Origin of the sequence: Burkholderia sp. 9777_1386 (genome assembly GCF_015712265.1) — a bacterium.
Classification (GTDB): Bacteria; Pseudomonadota; Gammaproteobacteria; order Burkholderiales; family Burkholderiaceae; genus Burkholderia; species Burkholderia cenocepacia.
Genome location: NZ_JACCQB010000004.1, coordinates 39,209 through 61,990 on the forward strand (window position 1 = coordinate 39,209; position 22,782 = coordinate 61,990).

20 protein-coding genes are annotated in these 22,782 nt (G+C 68.0%); 7 read left to right on the top strand and 13 right to left on the bottom strand.

Annotated features, from left to right (window positions below):
- Positions 1-30 precede the first annotated feature (30 nt).
- Positions 31-960, bottom strand: a complete 930-nt coding sequence (locus tag H0X91_RS05155; protein WP_058901558.1) for an aminotransferase class IV family protein — start codon at positions 958-960, stop codon at positions 31-33.
- Between the two features lie 20 nt (positions 961-980).
- Here H0X91_RS05155 and H0X91_RS05160 point away from each other — a divergent pair, with 20 nt between their 5' ends.
- Both H0X91_RS05160 and H0X91_RS05165 read left to right on the top strand, forming a co-directional pair.
- The gene (locus H0X91_RS05160) at positions 981-1,901 is read left to right on the top strand and encodes a LysR substrate-binding domain-containing protein (RefSeq protein WP_006490229.1); all 921 of its coding nucleotides are present in this window, start codon (positions 981-983) and stop codon (positions 1,899-1,901) included.
- Between the two features lie 60 nt (positions 1,902-1,961).
- Positions 1,962-2,372 carry an ACT domain-containing protein gene (locus tag H0X91_RS05165; protein WP_006495592.1) on the top strand — a complete coding sequence of 137 codons (411 nt, stop codon included), beginning with the start codon at positions 1,962-1,964 and terminating at the stop codon, positions 2,370-2,372.
- Between the two features lie 101 nt (positions 2,373-2,473).
- Here H0X91_RS05165 and H0X91_RS05170 read toward each other — a convergent pair whose 3' ends face one another.
- Together H0X91_RS05170 and uraH are read right to left on the bottom strand one after the other, a co-directional pair.
- Positions 2,474-3,667 carry a urate hydroxylase PuuD gene (locus tag H0X91_RS05170; protein WP_006490217.1) on the bottom strand — a complete coding sequence of 398 codons (1,194 nt, stop codon included), beginning with the start codon at positions 3,665-3,667 and terminating at the stop codon, positions 2,474-2,476.
- Between the two features lie 51 nt (positions 3,668-3,718).
- The gene (uraH, locus tag H0X91_RS05175) at positions 3,719-4,072 is read right to left on the bottom strand and encodes a hydroxyisourate hydrolase (protein WP_006490200.1); all 354 of its coding nucleotides are present in this window, start codon (positions 4,070-4,072) and stop codon (positions 3,719-3,721) included.
- Positions 4,073-4,579: 507 nt separating this feature from the next.
- Here uraH and H0X91_RS05180 point away from each other — a divergent pair.
- Positions 4,580-5,992 (top strand): 8-oxoguanine deaminase, encoded by a 1,413-nt coding sequence (locus H0X91_RS05180; protein WP_080331630.1) that lies wholly within the window; start codon positions 4,580-4,582, stop codon positions 5,990-5,992.
- A 95-nt stretch (positions 5,993-6,087) separates the two neighbouring features.
- Here H0X91_RS05180 and H0X91_RS05185 read toward each other — a convergent pair whose 3' ends face one another.
- Positions 6,088-7,017 (bottom strand): LysR substrate-binding domain-containing protein, encoded by a 930-nt coding sequence (locus tag H0X91_RS05185; RefSeq protein WP_006490213.1) that lies wholly within the window; start codon positions 7,015-7,017, stop codon positions 6,088-6,090.
- A 221-nt stretch (positions 7,018-7,238) separates the two neighbouring features.
- Positions 7,239-7,448, bottom strand: a complete 210-nt coding sequence (locus H0X91_RS05190) for a dodecin (RefSeq protein ID WP_006493215.1) — start codon at positions 7,446-7,448, stop codon at positions 7,239-7,241.
- A 134-nt stretch (positions 7,449-7,582) separates the two neighbouring features.
- On the opposite strand from H0X91_RS05190, the gene H0X91_RS05195 reads away from it, so the two are divergent.
- Positions 7,583-8,476: an NAD(P)-dependent oxidoreductase gene (locus tag H0X91_RS05195; RefSeq protein ID WP_006495594.1), complete on the top strand. Its 894-nt coding sequence runs from the start codon at positions 7,583-7,585 to the stop codon at positions 8,474-8,476.
- 66 nt (positions 8,477-8,542) lie between these two features.
- Here the strand turns inward: H0X91_RS05195 and H0X91_RS05200 are convergent, their stop codons facing one another.
- The 4 genes from H0X91_RS05200 to H0X91_RS05215 all read right to left on the bottom strand — a co-directional run bounded on the left by H0X91_RS05200 (position 8,543) and on the right by H0X91_RS05215 (position 11,942).
- The gene (locus H0X91_RS05200; RefSeq protein ID WP_006488003.1) at positions 8,543-8,989 is read right to left on the bottom strand and encodes a hypothetical protein; all 447 of its coding nucleotides are present in this window, start codon (positions 8,987-8,989) and stop codon (positions 8,543-8,545) included.
- 333 nt (positions 8,990-9,322) lie between these two features.
- Positions 9,323-9,754 carry a large conductance mechanosensitive channel protein MscL gene (mscL, locus tag H0X91_RS05205; protein WP_006487991.1) on the bottom strand — a complete coding sequence of 144 codons (432 nt, stop codon included), beginning with the start codon at positions 9,752-9,754 and terminating at the stop codon, positions 9,323-9,325.
- A gap of 238 nt (positions 9,755-9,992) precedes the next feature.
- Positions 9,993-11,171 carry a tetratricopeptide repeat protein gene (locus H0X91_RS05210; RefSeq protein WP_006495595.1) on the bottom strand — a complete coding sequence of 393 codons (1,179 nt, stop codon included), beginning with the start codon at positions 11,169-11,171 and terminating at the stop codon, positions 9,993-9,995.
- Between the two features lie 90 nt (positions 11,172-11,261).
- Entirely contained in the window at positions 11,262-11,942 is a 681-nt protein-coding gene (locus H0X91_RS05215) for a PspA/IM30 family protein (RefSeq protein WP_006487987.1), read from the bottom strand.
- Between the two features lie 443 nt (positions 11,943-12,385).
- On the opposite strand from H0X91_RS05215, the gene H0X91_RS05220 reads away from it, so the two are divergent.
- Positions 12,386-14,908: a penicillin-binding protein 1A gene (locus H0X91_RS05220; protein WP_112751473.1), complete on the top strand. Its 2,523-nt coding sequence runs from the start codon at positions 12,386-12,388 to the stop codon at positions 14,906-14,908.
- A gap of 84 nt (positions 14,909-14,992) precedes the next feature.
- Here the strand turns inward: H0X91_RS05220 and H0X91_RS05225 are convergent, their stop codons facing one another.
- The 4 genes from H0X91_RS05225 to mfd all read right to left on the bottom strand — a co-directional run bounded on the left by H0X91_RS05225 (position 14,993) and on the right by mfd (position 21,447).
- Positions 14,993-15,427 (bottom strand): DUF3574 domain-containing protein, encoded by a 435-nt coding sequence (locus H0X91_RS05225; RefSeq protein ID WP_196432863.1) that lies wholly within the window; start codon positions 15,425-15,427, stop codon positions 14,993-14,995.
- A gap of 144 nt (positions 15,428-15,571) precedes the next feature.
- Positions 15,572-16,591, bottom strand: coding sequence for a threonine/serine dehydratase (locus H0X91_RS05230; protein ID WP_196432864.1), 1,020 nt, complete (start codon positions 16,589-16,591; stop codon positions 15,572-15,574).
- 60 nt (positions 16,592-16,651) lie between these two features.
- Complete coding sequence (argE, locus tag H0X91_RS05235) at positions 16,652-17,872, bottom strand: acetylornithine deacetylase (protein WP_006495598.1); 1,221 nt, start codon at positions 17,870-17,872, stop codon at positions 16,652-16,654.
- Positions 17,873-17,976: 104 nt separating this feature from the next.
- On the bottom strand, positions 17,977-21,447 hold the full coding sequence (gene mfd / locus H0X91_RS05240; protein WP_034201608.1) for a transcription-repair coupling factor: 3,471 nt from the start codon (positions 21,445-21,447) through the stop codon (positions 17,977-17,979).
- A gap of 107 nt (positions 21,448-21,554) precedes the next feature.
- Here mfd and ispD point away from each other — a divergent pair, with 107 nt between their 5' ends.
- Positions 21,555-22,265 (top strand): 2-C-methyl-D-erythritol 4-phosphate cytidylyltransferase, encoded by a 711-nt coding sequence (gene ispD / locus H0X91_RS05245; protein ID WP_034201609.1) that lies wholly within the window; start codon positions 21,555-21,557, stop codon positions 22,263-22,265.
- 28 nt (positions 22,266-22,293) lie between these two features.
- Positions 22,294-22,779: a 2-C-methyl-D-erythritol 2,4-cyclodiphosphate synthase gene (ispF, locus tag H0X91_RS05250; protein ID WP_006488015.1), complete on the top strand. Its 486-nt coding sequence runs from the start codon at positions 22,294-22,296 to the stop codon at positions 22,777-22,779.
- Positions 22,780-22,782 lie beyond the last annotated feature (3 nt).

A 22,782-nucleotide genomic window follows, 5' to 3' on the forward strand; every position in this document is an offset into this window, starting at 1 on the left:
TTCGGCGCCTGGGTTTCAGCTTGGCGTGCATCACGGCGCGACGGCCGGCTCGTGTTCATACGCGCGATGCAGCAGCGCGACGAACGACGACGAATCGGGCAGCGTCGCCGTGCCGAGCCGGCGCACCGCGATGGCCGGCGTCCATGAATTCATCACGACGGCGCCGGCCAGTGACGGCAGGTCGGCCGGCCTGACTTCACGATCGTGCTGCGCGACGCCGAGGCGTGCCAGTTGCCGCCGCAGGATGCCCATCGTGACACCGCCGAGCATGCCGGCCACCGGCCACACGACCGCGTCGCCGGTCCAGAACGCCAGATTCCAGATCGAGCCTTCGCTGATGCGCCCGTGGCGATCGATGAACGCCGCATCGTCGAAATCCAGTGAGACCGCGCGGCGCAGAAAGTGCGTTTTCGCGACTTCGCCGACGTGCTTGATCGCCGGCAGCACGCGCTCGTAGTCGAACAGCGCGAGATCGAGTGGGCCTGCGGGCCCCGACGACGGCGCCGCGGTGCGCACCAGCACGTCGAGCGTTTCATCGGCGCGCGGCGCGACGAATTCGCCGCTCGTCGCATGAACGGTCGCGGTCAGCGACAGCGCCGATGGCGCGTGCTCGAGCGCGGCGTGCAGGAACGTGCGCATTCGTGCGTCGGGCAGCGCCTGCCCGAACAGTGCATTCGATGCTTCGCGCAGCCGGGCGAGATGCAGGTCGAGGCCGCGCACGCGCCCGTCGCGGACCTGCATCGCGGTGAAATGCGCGTGGCCCGCGAAGGCCAGCGCGGCGAGTGCATCCGGCGCGGTGGTCGTGCCGTTGAGTTGAGTGACGGACGGGAACGATACGGCGGTCATCGGCAAATCTCCGGGTTCGGCCGCGGGCACGGGGCGGCGCGCGGCATCTTCAAGAACGGCTATTGTTTGCTCATTGATGGCGTCATGAAAAACGAGTAGTTTTCGGACGGTCATCAAATTCCTTTTGAAGATCGATGGAACGCATGTGGCCCGGTACGCGCGCGCTGAGGACGTTCGATGCAGCGGCGCGGCACCTGAATTTCTCGCGGGCGGCCGACGAGGTCGGGTTGACGCCGGCCGCCGTCAGTCACCAGATCAAGGAAATCGAAGCGCAACTCGGCATGGACCTGTTCGTCCGTACGAGCCGCAGCATCCGGCTGACGCCCGCCGGCGTCGTGCTGGCCGGCGCGGCCGCCGACGCGCTGGCGGGCCTGCAACGTGCGACCGCACGGGCGCGCCGCCTCGCGCGCGAGCAGACCGAACTGCGCGTGTCGGTCGGCGCACGCTTCGCGACGCACTGGCTGCTGCCGCGCCTGCCGCGTTTCAGGGCCGCCCATCCCGCGCTCGAACTCACGTTCGACATCACCGATCGCCTGCGCGATTTCGCCGACGACGATGTGGACGTCGCGATCCGCTTCGGCACCGGGCGTTACCGCGATGCAGGTGCGCAGCGCCTGTTCGGCACGTCGGTCGTCGCGGTCTGCAGCCCGGCGCTGCTGTCGGCCGGGCAGCCGCCGCGCGTGCCGCGCGACCTGCTGCGCTACACGCTGTGCCACGCCGACTGCGAAGTCGACGGCGTGCGCTGGCCGCGCTGGTCGGCATGGATGACGGCAGCCGGGGTCGCAGGTTTCGACGACAGCCGGTGCGTCGCGTTTCCGGATTCCAGCCACGTCGTGCAGGCCGTGGCGGACGGCGCGGCGGTCGGGCTGGCCGAGCCGCACATGATCGTGCGCGATCTCGCGGACGGGCGCCTCGTGCGGCTGTTCGACGTGAGCGTCGACGTGGCGCCGGCGCTCGCGTATCACGTCGTATATCCGGCGCACCTGCAGGATGATCCGCGCATCGTCGCGTTGCGCGGCTGGCTCGCGGACGAAGTCGCGACGGTGCGCGTGTAGCGCGTGCTATCGTGCCCGCAGCGCCACTGCACGACGCCCGCTTCCGGGCGCGATCTTCCGATGAGCCAGCCTGAAAACGACCTCGCGGTCCTGCTGCGCACGATGCGGCCCGAACTGCATCCGGGCGCGTTCGCGTTCATCGCGCTGCCGCACGACGCCGACGTATCGGTATCCGACGTGATCGCGACGTTCCGCGAAGCGGAAGGGCTGACGGTCGTGGTCGACGAGCAGACGGCCGCCCGGCGCGGCTGGCCGGTGCTGTTCCGCGCCGCCTGGATCACGCTCACCGTGCATTCCGACCTCGCGGCCGTCGGCCTCACGGCCGCGTTCGCACGCGCGCTCGGTGCGGCCGGCATCAGTTGCAACGTGATGGCCGCCGCGTACCACGATCACATCTTCGTGCCGTTCGACGACGGCCCGCGCGCCCGCGATGCACTCGTCGCACTGCAGCGCGACGCGATGCGCGGCTGACGCGCGCAAGGCATTCTGAGCGGGCAAAAAAACGGGCCCGTGACCGGGCCCGCGAACGGAGAGGATGGCGCCGGCGCATGACCGTGCCGGCGCCGGGCGGCTTACTTGACCGCGCCGCCCTCGAACCAGGCGGCGAGCTTGGTCCGCTCGTCGTCGGTCATGTGCGTGACGTTGCCGATCGGCATCGCCTTCAGGCGCACGGCCTGGTCGTAGATGCGCTGCGCGTTCTTCGACACTTCGTCCGGCGTATCGAACATCACGCCCGCGGGCGCGCTGCCCATCAGCGTCGGCTTGGCCGAGTGGCACTCGACGCAGCGCTGCTGCAGGATCGGCATGATGTCGTTGATCACGATCTTCGGTGCGTTGGCCGCTTGCGCTTCCGGGGCGACCGGCTTCGGCATCGTCCACACCAGCGCGCCCGACAGCAGCGCGACGCCGCCGATCGGCAAGTACCACAGCTGCTTGCCGCGGTGACGCATCACGAAGAACTGGCGAATCAGCGCGCCGGCCAGCATGATCAGCACGAGCACGACCCAGTTGAACTTGTTCGTGTACGTCATCGCATAGTGGTTCGACAGCATCGCGAACACGACCGGCAGCGTGAAGTACGTGTTGTGCACCGAACGCTGCTTGCCGCGCTTGCCGTAGATCGGGTTCGGCTCTTCGCCCTTGAGCATCTTGTCGACCATCTTGCGCTGGCCGGGGATGATCACGAAGAACACGTTCGCCGACATGATCGTCGCGAGCATCGCGCCGACGATCAGGTAGGCGGCACGGCCCGAGAAGATGTGGCACGCGAGGTACGCCGCGACGACGACGTACAGGCCGACGCAGATGCCCAGCACGCGGTCGTTGGTGCCGAGGATGCGGCACAGCGAGTCGTAGACGATCCAGCCGGCGGCGAGGAAGCCGAGCGCGGACGCGACGGCGACGACCGGGCCCATGTCGAGCACGTTCTTGTCGATCAGGTACGTGTTCGGGGCGAGCAGGTACAGCACGAAGAACAGCGTGAAGCCCGACAGCCACGTCGTGTACGACGGCCACTTCGACCAGTGCAGGTCATCCGGCATTTCCGGCGGGGCGACCGTGTACTTCTGCATGTTGTAGAAGCCGCCGCCGTGGACGTGCCACAGCTCGCCGAACACGCCGCGCTTGCGCTGGTTCGGGTCGGTCGGCGGTTTCAGGCTGTTGTCGAGCGCGACGAAATAGAACGACTCGCCGATCCACGCAATCGCGACGATGACGTGCAGCCATCGCAGCGCGAGGTTCAGCCAGTCGGTGATGAAGCCTTCCATGAAACTCCTCCAGACTCAGATTTTGTCTTGATGCGGGCGCTGATGCGTATGTCAGCTGCCGCGATAGGTGCTGTACGACCACGGCGACACGAGCAGCGGCACGTGGTAGTGCGATGCGGTGTCGGCGATGCCGAAGCGGAGCACGACGCGGTCGACGAAGCGGGGTTCGGGCACCTTCACGCCGAGCGCCGCGAAGTAGTCGCCGGCATGGAATACGAGTTCGTATTCGCCGGCGGCGAGCGCCGCGCCTTCGAGCAGGGGTTCGTCGCAGCGGCCGTCGCTATTGGTCAGCACGGTCTTGATCGCGCGGCGCGATTCGCCGTCCAGCGCGTAGAGGTCCACCTTGATGGCGGCGCCGGGACGGCCGTGCGCCGTATCGAGTACGTGGGTAGTGAGCTTTCCCATTCGTTGTTCCTTGTGTGAATGCGAGGTTCGGCGGCGGCTCGATCCATGACTGTGCGGCGGATCGAGGCTCCACGTCACGTGGCTACATACCCGTCGGCGAGAGTGAAGCGAGCGCCGTGCAGGCATTGTAAAAAGGTTCCCCACGCAAATACGGGCGCGATATCAAAGATAATGCGCCGCGCATGAGCGGCTGTCGACGGCCCGCCGGATAGGGCTTCGAGCGGCGGTTGCGGGCGCCCGGCAGGGCGGCGGGCGGCGTACCATACCGAATCCCTGAAGGGCGGTATTCCGGATCGCGCATTGTGCGCGGCGCGCGCTTGGGCGATCCTCCCGCCGTGCGCGTCGGCCCGTGGCCCGCGCGTACCCCGAAGACGGCGAGCACGCCGGGTAACCGGGCCAGGGCGTTCGAACGGACGCAGGCACCGGGGCGTGCCGCGATTCAGCGTTCGAACGGCTGTGTGACCGCCTCCAGGACAGCCCCTGGAGGCAGACCGACGCGGAGAACGCATGAATCTCGAGCAGCACGCTGGCGCACGCGCGCCGAACCCCTCCTCATCCCGCCCGACGACCCTGCTGGTCAAGCACGCCGACGTGCTCGTGACCATGGACGACACGCGTCGCGAGCTGCGCGACGCAGGGCTCTACATCGAAGACAACCGGATCGTCGCGGTCGGCCCGAGCGCCGAGCTGCCGGACACGGCCGACGAAGTGCTCGACCTGCGCGGCCACCTCGTGATCCCGGGGCTCGTGAACACGCACCACCACATGTACCAGAGCCTCACGCGCGCGGTGCCGGCCGCGCAGAACGCCGAGCTGTTCGGCTGGCTCACGAACCTGTACCGGATCTGGGCGCACCTGACGCCCGAGATGATCGAGGTGTCGACGCTCACCGCGATGGCCGAGCTGCTGCAGTCGGGCTGCACGACGTCGAGCGACCATCTGTACATCTACCCGAACGGCAGCCGGCTCGACGACAGCATCGGCGCCGCGCAGCGGATCGGCATGCGCTTTCACGCGAGCCGCGGCGCGATGAGCGTCGGCCAGCGCGACGGCGGGCTGCCGCCCGATTCGGTCGTCGAGCGCGAACCCGACATCCTGCGCGACGCGCAGCGCCTGATCGAGACCTATCACGACGAAGGCCGCTACGCGATGCTGCGCGTGGTGGTCGCGCCGTGCTCGCCGTTCTCGGTGAGCCGCGAGCTGATGCGCGACGCGGCCGTGCTGGCGCGCGAATACGGCGTGTCGCTGCACACGCACCTCGCGGAGAACGTCAACGACATCGCGTACAGCCGCGAGAAGTTCGGGATGACGCCTGCCGAATATGCAGAAGATCTCGGCTGGGTCGGCCACGACGTGTGGCATGCGCACTGCGTGCAGCTCGACGATGCGGGCATCGGCCTGTTCGCGCGTACCGGCACGGGCGTCGCGCACTGTCCGTGTTCGAACATGCGGCTCGCGTCCGGCATCGCGCCCGTGAAGAAGATGCGGCTCGCGGGCGTGCCGGTCGGGCTTGGCGTCGACGGTTCCGCGTCGAACGACGGTGCGCAGATGGTGGCGGAAGTGCGCCAGGCGCTGCTGCTGCAGCGGGTCGGCTTCGGGCCCGATGCGATGACCGCGCGCGAAGCGCTCGAGATCGCGACGCTCGGCGGCGCGAAGGTGCTGAACCGCGACGACATCGGCGCGCTGAAACCCGGCATGGCCGCGGATTTCGCCGCGTTCGACCTGCGGCAGCCGCTGTTCGCGGGCGCGTTGCACGATCCGGTCGCGGCGCTCGTGTTCTGCGCGCCGTCGCAGACGGCGTACACGGTGGTGAACGGGAAGGTGGTGGTGCGGGAAGGGCGGCTGGCGACGCTCGATCTGCCGCCCGTGGTCGAGCGTCACAATGCACTCGCGCACGCACTCGTCGAGGCATCGCGCTGAAGCCGCGCTGAAGCCGCGCGGCGGCGGCCAGGCCGGGCGCGCCGCCCCCGGCCATCGTCGCCCCGCGCCGTGAAAGCGCGGGCGCGTGCAGGCCGTTACGGCTCGATCAGCGTGCGGGTGGCTTCGGCGACGAGGCTGCGCAGCCAGCGCACTTCGTCGGAGTAATGGCAGCGTTCGTGCCACAGCTGGTAGTACTGCATCGGCGGGAAGTCGAGCGGCGCCGGCACGACGGACAGCGGAAGGAACTTCGCGTAGTGATCGGCGAACAGCCGCGTGGTCGTGAAGATCAGGTCCGACTTCACGAGCACGTACGGCGCGAGGTTGAAGTACGGCAGCGTGACGACCACGTGGCGCTTGAGCCGCTCGCGCGCGAGATGCACGTCGATCGCGCCGCGCTGGCCGACCGAGTACGGCGTCGGCGCGAGGTGCGGTGCGTTCAGGTACTGGTCGAGCGTGAGCCCGCCGCGCTTCGCGAACGGGTGCGTATTGCTCATCAGGCAGACGATTTCGTCGACGAACAGGTTCGACAGGTGCAGTTGCTCGGGCGGCTCGGGCCAGTTGCCGACGACGATGTCGAGCTTGCCGTCTTCCAGCGCGAGCTCGTAGTCGAACGCGGGGCCGAGCGAATGGAACTCGAGCGTCGCATTCGGCGCGGCCTGGCGGAAGCGTTCGACGACGGTCGGGACGAACAGCACGTTCAGGTAGTCGGGGCAGCCGATCCGGTAGCAGCGGATCGACGTGGCCGGATCGAAGTTGTGCTGCTGGAACTTGATGCGCTCGATTTCACGCAGCGCGTTCTGCACGGGCTCGAGCAGGCGCAGCCCGTATTCGGTCGGCACCATGCCGGATTTGCCGCGCACCAGCAGCGGGTCGCCGGTGATGTCGCGCAGGCGCCGCAGCGCGGCGCTGATCGCCGGTTGCGACTGGTTCAGTTTGACGGCCGCGCGCGTGACGCTGCGCTCCATCAACAAGGTATGCAAGACGCGCAAGAGGTACGTGTCGATCGCCTCGCGTTGCTGACTCATGTTATCTCCGGTTTATATGGCTGGGCTGATCGAGGGGCAGGTGGGGTATATCGTTTTTAATATGAACGAAAATCAGCGTCAAGAGATGGATACCCGCAGGCACGCGGCGGCCGGGCCGCGACAAGGGGCCCGAACGGGATGCAATGCGGGGCGCGCGGCGCCGCACGGCTCCGCCTTGCGCGGATCCGGATCGCGGCGCGGCGGGTGCGGCGGTGCGCGCGTCAGTCGTCGATGCGCATGCCGACCTTCAGCGTGACCTGCCAGTGCACGACCTGGTCGCCTTCGATGTGACCGCGCGTTTCGGTCACCTGGAACCAGTGCAGGTTGTGCAGCGTCTTGCCGGCTTTCGAGATCGCGTTGCGAATCGCGTCGTCGCTCGATTGCCGCGACGAGCCGGTCAGTTCGATCATCTTGTACACGTGGTCGCTCATGATGCCTCCCTGGGACGTTCGCATGATGGGCCGGTGCAAGGCGCGCGCCCGCAACGGCGCCGTGCGTGCCCGGCTTCTTGAGTGATAGGTATGATGGGCGGCAAGTGCAACCCATATCGGAGACGAGGAACATCGTGGAAGTCGGATTTTGCGGACCGGGATTGATGGGCGCGCCGATGATTCGGCATTTGCTGGCGGCCGGGCATCGCGTCAGCGTGTGGAATCGCTCGCGCGAGAAGGCCGAGGCGCTCGTGAAGGACGGCGCGCAGGTAGTCGGCACGCCGCGCGAGCTGGCCGAGCGCGTCGATACGGTATTCGTGTGCGTGCTCGACGGTCGTGCGGTCGGCGACGTGGTGTTCGGCGAGCACGGGCTGCTTTCCGGTGGCGCGAATGCGCGTCGCCTGCAGCGCATCGTCGATCATTCGAGCATTCCGCCTGCCGCCACGCGCGACTACGCGGCGCGCGCGGCCGCGCTCGGGGTCGGCTGGGTCGATGCGCCGGTGTCCGGCGGCGTGCCGGGCGCGCAGGCCGGCACGCTCGCGGTGATGGCCGGCGGCCGCGCGGCCGATCTCGACGCGGTGCGCCCGCTGATCGATACGTACGCGTCGCGCATCACGCACATGGGCGACGCCGGCGCGGGCCAGACGGCGAAGCTGTGCAATCAGGCGATCGTGACCGCGACGGTCACCGCGATCGCCGAGGCGGTCGGCCTCGCGCAGGCGAGCGGCATCGACGCCGCGCGTCTGGCCGAGGCACTGGCCGGTGGCTGGGCCGATTCGGTGCTGCTGCAGACGTTCGTGCCGCGCATGACGTCGGGCGGGCATCCGCCGATCGGCGCGCTCGCGACGTTCCAGAAGGATGTCGATGCCATCGCCGACGCCGCGCGCGACACGGGCGCGGTGATGCCCGTGTCGGCCACCGTGCAGCAGGTGCTGAGGCTCGGCGCGGCACAGGGGCTCGCCGGCGCCGATTTCGCCGCGTTCATCGACATCGTGCGGCCGAACAACGGCCGTCAACAGGTGTCGTGACGGGCAAGCGGAGCGTGTGAATGGCAGATGGGCCGCCCAAAGGCGGCCCATCGAATGACTGGCGGATCAGCCGAGCGAGCGGGGTGTCGTGTCGCCCGCGTTCTGGCGGCCGAGGCCGCCGCGCAGGCTCGCTTTCGTGCCTGCACCAAACTCGGGCAGGATGCGCGCACGGGCGCGGCTCGCGAAGACGAGGAAGCCGAAGCCGTTTGCTTCGTACCAATATCCGCCGTTCTCGAGGCCGTCGAGCGGCTGCTCGAGCGCGTTGGCGATCGATTCGATGCAGCGCTTGCGCAATTCGGCGATGGCCGGATAAGGCGGCTGTGCGCCGCGCACGCTGCACAGGAGCACGTCGAGGCCGGGCAGCACATGCGCATAGAGGACGGGTTCGTCCTGCGCGCGGGCGCGGGCAATCTTGGTGTCGAGCTGGGCAAACGGTTTCGAGTGACGCAGGACCGCGAGGAACGACTCCTGGCCATCCTGCGGCGCACGCCGACGTTTTTTCGGGAAGGACATAAACACTCGCCTCAAAAACAATTGCAAGAAATGCGGCACTTTCATGCGACCCACTCCCGGCTATGTACGCCGCATGTCGATCCTTTATAGCACACGAAAATGCTGCATTCGTGCGGTACGACGATCAATGTCTCCCGTCGACCTGCTCGCCATGATCGACACAGCCAGCGTCTTGGCGCCCGTACTGTCGTTTAGTCTCCATCATAGACCTGCTTTTCCCGCGCGTGCATTCGCTCGTCACAAAAAAATGAGATGGGCCGCATGCGGCGGTGCATCGTGTACGCAATAAAAAGGCCCGCACGAGGCGGGCCTGGCGGGCGGAGCGCGTGGCGATCAGCGCTGCTTGAGCGAATCGCGGATCTCGCGCAGCAGCACGGTGTCTTCCGGCGTCGCGGCCGGCGCGGCTTCTTCCGGCTTGCGCAGCTTGTTGATGAATTTCACCATCAGGAAAATGATGAACGCGAGGATAACGAAATTGATCGCCACGGTGATGAACGAGCCGTAGCCGAATGCGGCGACGCCTGCGGCCTGCAGGTCCTTGAACGAGTCGGGATTACCCTTGAACGTCGGGGGGATGGTGCCGAGCAGAACGAACTTGTTCGAGAAATCCAGACCGCCGGTCAGCACACCGATGACCGGCATGATGAGGTCTTTCACGACCGAGTCGACGATTTTCGAGAACGCGCCGCCGATGATCACGCCGACGGCGAGATCCATCACGTTGCCCTTGACGGCGAACTCCTTGAATTCCTTGATGATGCTCATGAGCGGCTTTCTCCTGGTTGGGGGCGAGAGGAGGCGTGCCGCGACGCGCAGGATTGCTTTGCGTCGAATCAGGGTCGGTGGCACGCCGATGGCCGCATGATAGCGAACGTGCCCCATTGCCGGTAGTCCATCTTGAAATGATTGACAAATCCGCGCGTCGGCGCGGCCGGTCATGCAACGGGGCGTGGCGTGCGTGTCAGGGCGTCGACATGCACGTCGACGCCCGGTGGGCAGGGGCTCAGGTGTTGTCGTCGGTCCAGCCGTCGTCGTTGCTGCCGAGGTCCATCCCGCCACCGCCGTTGCCGTCGCTCCAGTTCGAATCGTCGCCGCGGCCGAGGTCGAAGCCCGGGTCGGCTTCCTGCCGGCGGCGCTCGCCGTCGACGATCACGTCGTGTTCGACCACGCGATCGCGGCCGCCGGACATCGCCTGGCCGAGCAGCACGCCGGTCAGCAGTCCGCCCATCCCGCCGCCGAAACCGCCGCCTTGCTGGATCACGACGGGCGGCTGCTGTTGCGGATAGGGTTGTTGCGGCGGGTAGGGCTGCTGCTGATAGGGCTGGCCCTGGGCGCCCGTCACGCGATCGGCTTCCTGCGCGTACACGGAGCCGCTGCCGTTCGTCGGCGCCGCGGGCTGCGCGGCCGGGTCGGGGCGGCCCTCGACGCGCGCCTTCACGCTGGCGTGACGCTGTTCGAGTTCGTCGACGCGATACGGCGGCACCGGATTCTTGCCGTTCGACAGCGTTTCGACGAGCGTACGCGCGTCGTTCTCGATCGCTTCGAGTTCGCCGGTCAGCGCCGCGGCGCCCGGCGCCGTCGACAGCTTCGCATCGAGCTTGAGCGGCCGGATGTCGTTCAGCACGTCGGTCGCGCGCTTGAGCTGCGTGCGGCGTTCGTCGTCGGCGCGGCCGTTGTCGGCCGTGCGCGCGCGCCGCAGCGTCCAGCGCAGCACCAGCGCGATCACGGCGACGATCAGCCCGAGGCCGATCCACATGCCGGTCGACGGGCCGTGTTTTTCGGCCGGCGCGACGGCGGGGGCGAGCCCCGGCTGCAGCGTGCCGGCCTGCGTGGCCGACGGCGTGTTGCCGCTCACGCGCGCGGCGTCGGCGCGAATGCGCGACTCCGTTTGCGCGAAACGCGACGCGTCGGTGAAGCGCAGTTGCGGATCGAGCGATTTCGCGCGCTGCAGTTGCACGAGCGCATCGGACGCGCGGCCTTCGCGGTCCAGCACCTGCGCATACAGGTAGCGCGCGTGCGCGTTGTTCGGATGGGCGTCGATGACTTGCGACAGCTGCGTGTCGGCGCGTTGCCAGTCACGCTGCGCGATCGACTGCTCGACCTGCTGCAGCGACGGGACCGCAAACGCGGCGGACGACAGCAACATCAGCGAGAGGCCGAGTGCGGCGAGAGATTTCTTCATGGTCGAACCGGGCGCACGCGCCCGTCTCCTGACGATCGGTTCGCGCCGCGCGCCCGGGCCGGGGCGCGGCGCGGTGGCCCGCGATGGCGGTTACTGCGCGGGCGTATCGAGCTGCTTCTTCAGCGCGGCGAGGCGATCTTCCACCGACGGGCCCTTGTTCAGCGCGGCGAGCTTGTCGTCGAGCGCCTTGCCGCTCGACGTGTCGGCCGAGTTGAGGCGCGCGTCCGAGCGCGCGTTCTGCAACGCGACCTTGTCCTCGAGCTTCTGGAAGTCCTCGGACAGGTTCTTGCCGCCGATGCCGCCCAGCGCGCTGGCGGCCACGTCCTTCGCCTGCGCGATTTCCTGCTTGGCCTGCAGGATGTTCGAGCGCGCATTCAGGTCGTTGCGGCGCTGGCGCATGTCGGCGATCTGCCCCTTCAGCTTGTCGACCGACGGCTCGAGCGTCGTCAGTTCGGCCGCGAGCGCATCGCGCTCGGCTTCCGCGTTCGACTGCGCCGCGAGCGCCTCGCGCGCAAGCGCTTCGTCGCCGCCCTGCAGCGCGCGCTTCGCGCCGTCCTCGTACTTCCTGACCTTGTCGTCGGCCGCATCGCGCTTGCTGCGCTGGGTCGCGACCTGTGCCTCGATCTCGATCAGCGAATTCTCGGCACGGCCGATGCTGTCGTCGAGCTCCCGCACGATCTGCCGTGCGTCGCGCGACGGATCCTGTACCGAATCGGCCGCATCGTTCAGCAGGCCTTTGATCGTGCGCGAAATAGAGTCGAAAAGCGACATGAAATCCTCCGTGGTTGAAAGGCGCCGCGTGACCGCGGCAATGCCCGTCGCGAGCCGGTTCCGGCCCGCGTGAGCCGGCGGATATTACACCACCGGTTCACTTAAATACGGCTTAAACGCGCGAGTTCAAGCGGCGCACGCATCAGGACGCCAAACCTTTCGCGACTGAAAGAAAAATGCCCGCGCGCGCCGTATCGCGTGTCCATCATAGGCCGAGGATGCCGACAATACGTTCCGCAAATCACGGCATTGCGGGAATTTTTACAAAAAATCGCGAAGGCCCCCGGGCGATTTCATTAAAATGCGCTGTCACGTCGCGGGAACGGATCGCCGCGCGGCGGGGTCTGTCGACGTGACAGCCGCATCTCGATGCACCCACTCTGATTCATCCGCTTGCATTTCCGCATGCGTCCGAGGGCGCCACGTACGCCCGCCATTCCGACATGCCAATTATCAAACGACCGCCTTCTTCTTCCGACAGGAACGAGCCCCACTACACGCTGCGCCGTTCGCCGTCCGGAGCCTATTACCCCGATGACGACGATCGCGACGACGGCCGCCGCGCGCAGCAGCGCAGCGGCGGTGGCGGAGGGCGCCGCCGTACGTTCGGCTCGCGCGTCGCGCTGTGGTTCGTCGGCTTGTTCGCGACCCTGGCGGTGGTCGGCGCGCTGATCGTCGGCTACGCGCTGGTCGTGATGGCGCCGCAACTGCCGTCGCTCGACGCGCTGACGAACTACCAGCCGAAGGTGCCGCTGCGCGTGTTCACCGCCGACCACGTGCTGATCGGCGAGTTCGGCGAGGAGCGCCGCAGCCTCGTGCGCTTCCAGGATATTCCCGACGTGATGAAGAAGGCCGTGCTCGCGATCGAGGACTACCGCTTCTACGAGCACGGCGGCGTCGATTTCGTCGGCATCCTGCGCGCGGGCGTGGCCGACCTGATGCACGGCGGCGCGCGCCAGGGCGCGAGCACGATCACGATGCAGGTCGCGCGCAACTTCTTCCTGTCGAGCGAGAAGACCTACACGCGCAAGATCTACGAAATGCTGCTCGCGTACAAGATCGAGAAGGCCCTGACGAAGGACCAGATCCTCGAGCTGTACATGAACCAGATCTATCTCGGCCAGCGATCGTACGGTTTCGCGGCCGCGGCGCGCGTGTACTTCGGCAAGGACCTGAAGGACATCACGCTCGCGGAAGCGGCGATGCTCGCGGGGCTGCCGAAGGCGCCGTCCGCGTACAACCCGGTCGTCAATCCGAAGCGCGCGAAGGTGCGGCAGGAATACATCCTGAAGCGCATGCTCGACATCGGCTACATCACGCAGCCGCAGTACGACGAAGCGATCAAGGAAGAGATCCACGTGCGTACGCCGGGCAACCAGTACGCGGTGCACGGCGAGTATGTCGCCGAGATGGTGCGGCAGATGATGTACGAGCAATACAAGGACGAAACCTATACGCGCGGGCTGACCGTCACGACGACGATCAATTCGGCCGACCAGGAAGCCGCGTATCAGGCCGTGCGTCGCGGCATTCTCGACTACGAGCGCCGCCACGGCTATCGCGGCCCCGAGGCATCGATCAACCTGCCCGCGGCCGGCGACGAACGCGACGAGGCGATCGATGATGCGCTCGCCGATCACCCGGACAACGGCGACCTGCAGTCGGCGGTCGTGCTGTCGGCGTCGCCGAACGCGGTCGAGGTGCAGTTCGTCGGCGGGGCGACCACGACGATCGGCCCGGCCGGGCTGCGTTTCGTCGCGGCCGCGCTGGGCGCCCGTGCGAACAACACGCTGCGCATCAAGCCGGGCTCGGTCGTGCGCGTGCTGAAGGACGGCAAGACGGGCTGGCAGGTCGTGCAGCTGCCGCAGGTCGAAGGCGCGCTCGTCGCGATTGCGCCGCAGGACGGTGCGATCCGCTCGCTCGTCGGCGGCTTCGACTTCAACAAGAGCAAGTTCAACCACGTGACGCAGGCGTGGCGGCAGCCGGGCTCGTCGTTCAAGCCGTTCATCTATTCGGCGTCGCTCGACAAGGGGCTCGGGCCGGCGACGATGATCAACGACGCGCCGCTGTACTTCCCGCCGAGCGTGCCGGGTGGCACCGCATGGGAGCCGAAGGACGACGACCAGCCGGACGGCCCGATGACGATGCGCACCGGCCTGCAGCGTTCGAAGAACCTCGTGTCGATCCGGATCCTCGCGTCGATCGGCACGCAGTATGCGCAGCAGTACGTGACACAGCGCTTCGGCTTCGATCCGGCGAAGACGCCGCCGTACCTGCCGATGGCGCTCGGCGCGGGCCTCGTGACGCCGCTGCAGCTCGCGACCGGCTACGCGGTGTTCGCGAACGGCGGGTACAAGGTCGACCCGTACCTGATCGCCGAAGTCGACGACGCACGCGGCCAGCCGCTGCAGAAGTCGCAGCCGGTGGTCGCGGGCGGCACGGCGCCGCGCACGATCGAAGGCCGCAACGCGTACGTGATGAACAGCCTGCTGCATTCGGTCGCGACGGCCGGCACGGGCGCGGGCACCAACGCGCTGGGCCGCAACGACCTGCAGGGCAAGACGGGTACCACGAACGATGCGAAGGACGGCTGGTTCGCCGGCTACCAGCAGTCGCTCGTCGCGGTCGCGTGGATGGGCTTCGACCAGCCAAAGAGCCTCGGTAGCCGCGAATTCGGTGCGCAGCTCGCGTTGCCGATCTGGGTGAACTACATGCGCACCGCGCTGAACGGCGTGCCCGAGCAGCAGATGCCGATGCCGGACGGCCTGACCACGATCGACGGAGAGCTGTACTACGCCGATCGCACGCCGGGCAACGGCTTCGTCGCGAACGTCGACATCAACCCGGCGGAGAACGCGATCAGCGCGAACGACGCACTGGGTTCGGCCGGCGCGGCCGGGCTGGCGCCGCCGCCCGTCACGCCGCAGGAGAAGCAGCAGATCATGGACATGTTCGAGAACAGGTAAGCGGTACGCCGTGCTTCAGACATGCCGACGGGCGCCTTCGGGCGCCCGTTTTGTCGTGCGCGGCCGGCAGTGGAGCGCGGTGAATCAGAACGACGCGCAGGCCGGCACGGTGGCGATGCCGACCGATTGCTGATGGAATCGCTGGACGTATGCCTGCCGGATCGCGGCGAGCCGTGCGCGCGTGTCGGGCGTATCGTCGGCGATGATGCGGATCACGAAGCTGTCTTCGTGCGTGATCCTGTCGGTCGAGCGGTCGTGCCATTGGCCGTGCGTGTCCCAGTAGGTGATGCCGTCGGGGAAGCGCGGCGTGACCGTGTCGGCGAGGAAGGCCGCGCGTTCGGCATCGGTGACGGGGCCGCGCCCGGCGACGTCGCGCCCGAACAGCAGGTCGGCCTGCAGCATGCGGCTTTCACCCGGTTGCGTGCAGGACGCGGATTGCGCGCCGGCGGTGGACGAGGCTGGCGCCGCGCAACCGGCGAGCAGCGCGAGCACCGCCGTGCATGCGGCCAGCCGCCGCATCTGCCCATTTCGTGACGATCGACCTTCGCGCGCGCAAAACGCTGCGCGCTCAACCACTTGCGTGCGGGTCCGGCGGGTTATCAACAGGGCTGTCAACATAATCTGGGGATAACCCTAGGTTGGCCCGCACGCGCCGAGTCGCGGTCAGTGCTGCAGTTGCGCGTGCGCGAGATGCATGCCGAGTGTGGCGGGGTCGGTATTCGTGCCCGACAGCAGCACGCCGACGCGCTTGCCCTGCAGCGTTTCGCGCAGCGGGCCGAGCAGCGCGGCGAGCGCGGCCGCGCAGGCCGGCTCGACCGACAGTTTCAGGTGCGAGAACAGGAACAGCATCGCGGCGCGCAGCGCATCGTCGGAGACGGTGACGATGCGGTCGAGGTGGCGCCGGCACAGCTGGTAGCTGTATTCCTCGGTATGCGGCGCCATCAGCGAATCGGCGATCGTCTGCATCGCGCTCATCTTGATCGTGTGATTGGCCGCGAAGCTGCGGCTCATCGCGTCGGCGCCGTCCGGCTCGACGCCGTACACGTGCACGCGCGGATTCGCGAGCCGCAGCGCGGTCGCCATGCCGGCCGCGAGCCCGCCGCCGCCGATCGGCACGATCACCGCGTCGAGGTCGGGCGTCTGCGTCGCCCATTCGTAGCCGAGCGTCGCGGTGCCGAGGATCGTGTGATAGCCGTTGAACGGATGAATGAAGAAGCGGCCTTCCTCGGCCTCGATGCGCCGCACGAGGTCGAATGCCTGCGACGCGCTGCCCGCCAGCACGACTTCCGCGCGGTACTGCTTGCACTGCGCGATGCGCGTCGGGCTCGCGGTATGGAACATCACGACCTTCGCGCTGCTGCCGAGCCGCATCGCCGCATACGCGACGGCCGCCGCATGATTGCCGGCCGACACGCAGGTGACGCCGGCGTTCTTGCGGGCTTCGTCGAGCGCGAGCAGGTGCGTGAACGCGCCGCGCGCCTTGAAGCTGCCGCTCGCCTGCAGCAGCTCGAACTTGAAATTGACGTGCGTGCCTTCGAGGGAGGGCAGGTCGGCGCGCTCGAACACGGGCGTGCGCGCGACCCACGGCGACAACGCGAAATGCTGCGCGGCGATTTCGTCGAGCGTCGGAATCGGCTCGCCGTCGATCGTCGTATGGGCAGTGCCCTGTTGTTCAGTCGACATGACGTGGCGGGTGGCGGAGTGGGCCGACCCGCACACGCGGGCCGGCGTGGCGGGAGGCAGTCAGTGCGCGTCGACCGACATGCTGCGGATGAACTTGCGCAGGAACTGCTCGCAGCCGGCGAGCTGCGCGAGCTCGACATATTCGTTCGGTTTGTGCGCCTGCTCGATGTTGCCGGGCCCGCACACGACGCTCGGAATGCCCGCGCGGGCGAACAGGCCGGCCTCGGTGCCGTACGCGACCTTGCGCTTGTCCTGGTCGGCCGTCAGCGCGCGCACGAGCTGCGTGATCGCGGCTTGCTCGGTCGCATCGAGGCCGGGCGCCGCGGCGATCTTCGAGAATTCGATCGCGGCGTTCGGATGCTCGCGCAGCATCTGCGGCAGCAGCGTTTCCTGCGCATACGCTTCGATGCGCGTGAAGATCTGCTCGGGATCGAGGGTCGGCAGGTTGCGGAATTCGAAGTCGAAGCGGCACTCGGCCGGCACCGTGTTGATCGCGTTGCCGCCCTGGATCGTGCTCGTCTGCGCGGTGGTGAACGGCACGTCGTACAGTTCGTCGAACGGGCCTTCGGCGCGAAAACGCTCGGCGATGTCGCGGATGTGGCAGATGAGGCGCGCCGCATACTCGATCGCGTTGAGCCCCTTCGGCGTCAGCGACGAATGCGCCGCGTGGCCGCGCACGCAGCAGCGGTACGCGTTGATGCCCTTGTGCGCGATAATCGGCCGCATGCTGGTCGGTTCGCCGACGATGCAGCCCGACGGTTGCACGCCGCGCTTCACGAGATCGGCGATCATCAACGGCGCGCCCGCGCAGCCGATTTCCTCGTCGTAGGACAGCGCGAAATGGATCGGCTTCGCGAGCTTCGTCGCCTGCATCTCGGGCAGCAGCGCGAGCGCCGCGCCGATGAAGCCCTTCATGTCGCAGGTGCCGCGGCCGTACAGGCGGCCGTCGCGGATTTCCGGCGCGAACGGGTTGCTGTCCCACTGCTGGCCGTCGACCGGCACGACGTCGGTGTGGCCCGACAGCACGATGCCGCCGTTCGTCGAGCCGTCGTGCGCGGGCACGGTGGCGAACAGGTTCGCCCAGCCGTCGCGCGGATCGTGCGTGATCGTCGACACGATGCCCTTCGCGGCGAGCGCGTCGCGCACCGTTTCGATCAGGCCGAGGTTCGGCACGCGGCTCGTCGTGTCCATCGACACGAGTTGCTTGACCCAGGGCAGGCTGACGAGCGATGCGTCGCCTTCGGTTGCGGCGGACGGCGCCGGCGCGTCGAGAGTGGACATGGCAAAACTCCGTCTGATGAATGGGAAATCATACTCAAAAACGCGCCCGCCCGCCTTCGTCGGGCGCGATGCGGTGCAGCAACGTCGCGCCCGTCAGGATTGCATCAGCGGGCCGCGACGGCCGCCCCCTGTTTCGGGCCGAGCGCGCGCAGCGTTTCCTTGATCGTCGACACGCGGATCGCGAGATCGGGCGAGCGCGTCTCGATGCGCAGCTTGTCCTGGCCCGCGAGCTTGATGTGGCGATGCTTCTGCACCATCTCGATGATCCGCATCGGGTCGATCGGCGGATTCGGCTCGAACTGCAGCCCGATCGCGACCTCGCTCGCATCGATCTTCACGATGCCGAGCGGCTTCGCGGCGATCCGCAGCCGGTGCGTCTCGACGAGCGCGTGCGCCTGCGGCGGCAGCTTGCCGAAGCGGTCGATCAGTTCCTCCTGGATGCCGTCGATCGCGTCGCCGTGCTCGCAGTTCGCGAGCCGCTTGTACAGCGACAGCCGCTCCTGCACGTCCGCGCAGTAGTCGGCCGGCAGGATCGCGGGCGCATGCAGGTTGATTTCGGTCGTCGCGGCGAGCGGGGCGGTGAGGTCGGGCTCCTTGCCGTTCTTCAGCGCCTTCACCGCGTCGTTCAGCATGTCCGTATAGAGCTGGAAGCCGATCTCGTGGATTTCGCCCGACTGCTTGTCGCCGAGCACTTCGCCGGTGCCGCGGATCTCGAGGTCGTGCATCGCGAGATAGAAGCCCGAGCCGAGTTCCTCCATCTGCTGGATCGCTTCCAGGCGGCGCTGCGCCTGCTTGGTCAGCGACTGCGGATCGTGGACCAGCAGGTACGCGTAGGCCTGGTGGTGCGAGCGGCCGACGCGGCCGCGCAACTGGTGAAGCTGCGCGAGGCCGAACTTGTCCGCGCGGTGCATGATGATCGTGTTCGCGCTCGGCACGTCGATGCCGGTCTCGATGATGGTCGTGCACAGCAGCACGTTCGCGCGCTGCGCGACGAAATCGCGCATCACGCGTTCGAGCTCGCGCTCGTGCATCTGGCCGTGCGCGATCACGATGCGCGCCTCGGGCACGAGCGCCTCGAGCATCGCCTTGCGGTTCTCGATCGTCTCGACTTCGTTGTGCAGGAAGTACACCTGGCCGCCGCGCTTGAGCTCGCGCAGCATCGCCTCGCGGATCACGCTTTCCTCCTCGCGGCGCACGAAGGTCTTGATCGCGAGCCGCTTCTGCGGTGCGGTCGCGATCACCGAGAAATCGCGCAGCCCTTCGAGCGCCATCCCGAGCGTACGCGGGATCGGCGTCGCGGTGAGCGTCAGCACGTCGACTTCCGCGCGCAGCGCCTTCAGCGCTTCCTTCTGGCGCACGCCGAAGCGGTGTTCCTCGTCGATGATCACGAGGCCGAGACGCTTGAACTGCACGTCCGACGACAGCAGCTTGTGCGTGCCGATCACGATGTCGACGCTGCCTTCGTTGATCTGCGCGATCGCCGCATTCACTTCCTTCGCGGTCTTGAAGCGCGACAGCTCGACGATGCGCACCGGCCAGTCCGCGAAGCGGTCGGCGAAGGTCTGCGTGTGCTGCTCGGCGAGCAGCGTGGTCGGCGACAGCAGCGCGACCTGCTTGCCGCCCAGCACCGCGATGAACGCCGCGCGCAGCGCGACCTCGGTCTTGCCGAAGCCGACGTCGCCGCACACGAGGCGGTCCATCGGCTTGCCGCTCGTCATGTCGCCGATCACGGCCGCGATCGCCGCGGCCTGGTCGGGCGTTTCCTCGAAGCCGAAGCTTTCCGCGAATTTCACGTAGTCGCGCGGGTCGAGCGAGAACGCGTGGCCTTCGCGGGCCGCGCGGCGCGCGTACAGGTTCAGCAGTTCGGCGGCCGTATCGCGGATCTGCTGGGCGGCCTTGCGCTTCGCGCGCTCCCACTGGCCGGAGCCGAGCGCGTGCAGCGGCGCGCTGTCGGGATCGGCGCCGCTGTAGCGCGAGATCACGTGCAGTTGCGCGACCGGCACGTAGAGCTTGCTGTCGCCCGAGTATTCGAGATGCAGGAATTCGGTTTCGCCTTCGCCGAGATCCATCGACACGAGGCCCATGTAGCGGCCGATGCCGTGCTGCGCGTGGACGACCGGGTCGCCGACCTTCAGCTCGGACAGGTCGCGCACCATCGCGTCGACGTTGCTTGCCTGCTCCTGCCGACGACGGCCCGCGCGGCGGCCGAGCGCGCCGTACAGCTCGGTCTCAGTGACGACCGCATAGCCTTCGCCCGGCACCGCGAAGCCGTTCGCGAGTGGCGCGACGCCGAGCGCGAAGCGTTCGTCGCTTGCAAGCCAGCTCGCGAAGTCGTCGTTCGACGCGGGGCGCAGGTGGTGTTCGGCCAGCAGTTGCAGGATCGTCTCGCGGCGGCCGGCCGATTCGACCGTCAGCAGCACACGCTTGCCCGACGATTCGACGAACGTGCGCAGCGACGCGAGCGGATCGTCCGCATGGCGGTCGACGGTGAGCTCGGGCAGGGCGGTCGCCCAGCCGCCGGCCGGCTGCGCGGGCAGCACGACGCGCGCGAACGGCTTCGCGAACGCGAAGAAATCCTCGTCGGACAGGAACAGGCGCTGCGGCTCGAGGATCGGCCGCTCGCGATCGTGCGCGAGGAACGCGTGACGCTGCTTCGTGTCGGCCGTGAAGCGGCGGATCGACGCCTCGAGGTCGCCGGTGAACACGAGGTGCGCGTCCTGCGGCAGGTAGTGGAACAGCGTGGCCGTCTCGTCGAAGAACAGCGGCAGGTAATACTCGATGCCGGCCGACGGCACGCCGTTGCCGATGTCCTTGTAGATCGGCGCGCGGCTCGGGTCGCCTTCGAAGGTTTCGCGCCAGCGGCTGCGAAACGCCGTGCGCGCGGCTTCGTCGAACGGAAACTCGCGGCCGGGCAGCAGCCGCACGTCGCGCACCGGGTAGAGGCTGCGCTGCGTATCGGGATCGAACGCGCGGATCGAATCGACCTGGTCGTCGAACAGGTCGATCCGGTACGGCAGCGGCGAACCCATCGGGTACAGGTCGATCAGCGAGCCGCGCACGCAGTATTCGCCGGGCCGCACGACCTGGCTCACGTGCTCGTAGCCGGCCAGCGTGAGTTGCGCCTTCAGCTTCGCCTCGTCGAGCCGCTCGCCCTGCGCGAACGCGAACGTGTACGCGGCCATGAACGACGCGGGCGGCATCCGGTACAGCGCGGTGGTCGCGGGCACGAGCAGGATGTCGCAGCGGCCCTCGCCGAGGTCGTGCAGCGTCGCGAGCCGCTCGGACACCAGGTCCTGGTGCGGCGAGAAGGTGTCGTACGGCAGCGTTTCCCAGTCGGGCAGCAGGCGCACGCGCGCATCGGGCGAAAAGTAGCGGATTTCCTGCGACAGCCGCTGTGCATCGACCGCGTTCGCGCAGATCACCGCGAGGAGCGGCACGTCCTGGCGGTTGTCGGCGAGATAACGGGCGATGGCGAGCGCGTCGGCGGAGCCGTGCGCGCCGTCGAAGGCGAAACGCTGGCCGGGCTTGACGCGGGCAACGGGTGAAGCGGACGGGGTGGAAGCGTTATCTGGCATAGGGACGACAGGGGTGGCGTGCACGGGCGCAGCGCGGTGCGCCGGTCGAGACGAAAGACCTATTATAAAATCCGCTTCTCGATTTCACCTTTCCGGCGTTTCCCTTCGTGACTCCCCGACTTTTCGCCCTGATTCCCTGCGCCGGCACGGGCAGCCGTTCCGGTTCGGCCGTGCCGAAGCAATACCGCACGCTGGCCGGCCGCGCGCTGCTGCACTACACGCTCGCCGCGTTCGACGCGTGCAGCGAATTCGCGCAGACGCTCGTCGTGCTCGCGCCCGACGATTCCCATTTCGACGCCCGCCGTTTCGCTGGCCTGCGTTTCGCGGTGCGCCGCTGCGGCGGCGGCTCGCGGCAGGCGTCGGTGCTGAACGGGTTGCTGGAGCTGGCCGAATTCGGCGCGACCGACCACGACTGGGTGCTGGTGCACGACGCCGCGCGCCCGGGCATCACGCCGGAGTTGATCCGCACGCTCGTCGCGACGCTGAAGGACGACCCGGTCGGCGGCATCGTCGCGCTGCCGGTGGCCGACACGCTCAAGCGCGTGCCGGCCGGCGGCGACGCGATCGCGCGCACGGAATCGCGCGACGCGCTGTGGCAGGCGCAGACGCCGCAGATGTTCCGCATCGGCATGTTGCGCGAGGCGATCCTGCGCGCGCAGCGCGAAGGGCACGACCTGACCGACGAAGCGAGCGCGATCGAATGGGCCGGCCATACGCCGCGCGTCGTGCAGGGCAGCCTGCGCAACTTCAAGGTCACGTACCCGGAAGATTTCGCGCTCGCGGAGGCGATCCTCGCGCGTCCCGCGAACGCTTCCTGACTTTCACCCCATCTCAATCGGAACACGCATGGATTTCAGAATCGGACAAGGCTACGACGTGCACCAGCTCGTCGAAGGGCGCCCTCTCATCATCGGCGGCGTGACGATTCCGTACGAGCGCGGCCTGCTCGGCCACTCGGACGCGGACGTGCTGCTGCATGCGATCACCGACGCGCTGTTCGGCGCGGCGGCGCTCGGCGACATCGGCCGCCATTTCTCCGACACGGACGCGGCGTTCAAGGGTGCGGACAGCCGCGTGCTGCTGCGCGCGTGCGCGGAGCGCGTGAAGGCGGCCGGTTTCACGATCCAGAACGTCGACAGCACCGTGATCGCGCAGGCGCCGAAGCTCGCGCCGCATATCGACGGGATGCGCGCGAACATCGCGGCGGATCTCGGGTTGCCGCTCGAGCGCGTGAACGTGAAGGCGAAGACCAACGAGAAGCTCGGCTATCTCGGCCGCGGCGAGGGGATCGAGGCGCAGGCCGCCGCGCTGCTGGTGAAGCAGGGCGGCTGACGT